At 65.5% G+C, this 1,544-nt stretch carries 1 pseudogene; it reads right to left on the bottom strand.

Features of this window, described 5'->3' with window-relative positions:
* Positions 1-1,544: pseudogene (locus IG75_RS38785) on the bottom strand (AMP-binding protein); the annotation flags it as partial.

The raw sequence follows: 1,544 nt of genomic DNA, 5'->3' as shown, positions 1-1,544 counted from the left end.
CGACGGATCGCGATGACCGTCCGGCTCAGCGATAACCATCCGGCCACCGCTCACCGCGGCGGTCCAGAACTCCCACACCGACAGATCGAACGTCGCCGCGGTCTTCAACAAGATCGCATCCGTGGCATCGAGTGCGAATTCTTCGGTGATGTACCGCAGCTGGTTCACGATCGCCGCATGCGGCACCGCCACACCCTTCGGGCGACCCGTCGCGGGCGACCCGTCGAACCCGACGTGAAGATCACATACGCCGTATTCGACGCCCGCAACGGCGCGATCCGCTCCGCATCGGACACCGGGGAAGCGTCGAAGCTCACGAGATCCAGCTCGTCGAGCACCACGACCGGCGTATCCGCGGCACCCTCGCCCGCACCGAATCCGGTCGCGGTATTCGTCAGCACACAGACCGGTGCCGCGGTGTCCAGGATGTAGCCGGTCCGCTCGGCCGGCTGATCCGGATCCACCGGCACATACACACCACCCGCGGTGGCGACCGCGTACATCGCCACGACCAGGTCCACCGACCGCCGCAAGCCCAGCACGACCCGATCCTGCGGACCCACACCCTCCGCGACCAGGTACCGGGCCAACCGATTGACCCGCGCACCCAGCTCGGCATATGTGGTCTGTGCACCGTCGGCGGCCACCAGCGCCACCGCATCCGGAGCCGTCGCGACCGATGCATCCAGCAGCGACGCCAAAGTCGCCGCCGAATCGAGTTCCCGCGCAGTATCGAACAGATCGGTGGCATAGGTCAACTGACCCCGCACGCCCTGCGGCGCACCGTCACGGTCGTACTCATCGGCAACGATCAAATGCAGATCGAACTGGGAAACACCGGTATCGACTTCGACACCCGACACCGTCAGCCCCGGCAACTCCAGGCTGCTGCGTCCGGAACACCAACGTGTTCACGAACATACCGATCAGATCATCGAGCGCCTGCTCACCACGACCCGCCACCGGCGTACCGATCGTGATGTCATCAACACCCGAAAGCCGCGACAACAACACCGCCAAAGCGGAATGCACAACCATGAACAAGGTCGCATTCTGCTGCTGCGCCACCCGCACCAAACCGGCATGGATATCCGAGTCGATCACGACCTCGACCCGGCCACCCGCCGGACGCGGCCGATCCGACGGCAGATCCAACTGATCCGGAATACCCGCCAGCATCGACTGCCAATACCCGACCTGCTGCGCCGCGATCGACTCCGCATCGGCCTCATCACCCAGCAACTCACGCTGCCAGATGCTGTAATCCGCGTACTGCACCGGCAGCGGCGCCCACCCGGGAGCATCCCCGGCCGTCCGCGCCACATACGCGGTCATCAGGTCCCGGATCAGCGGCCCCACCGACGAGCCGTCGCCGGAAATGTGGTGAACCACCATCGCCAGGACGAACTCTCCGGAAACAGACTCACCAGCAGCCACGGATTCGGCGTCGGCCGCCTGTCCGACCTCGAACAAGGCCAACCGCAACGGCACCTCGGCCGTCACATCGAACCCACCCGACGCCAACTCCGACACCGCCGACACCA

This window comes from Nocardia rhamnosiphila NBRC 108938 (assembly GCF_000720425.1).
GTDB lineage: Bacteria > Actinomycetota > Actinomycetes > Mycobacteriales > Mycobacteriaceae > Nocardia > Nocardia rhamnosiphila.
Note: the sequence above shows the minus strand (reverse complement) of the source record. Positions and strands in the feature narration are given on the sequence as shown.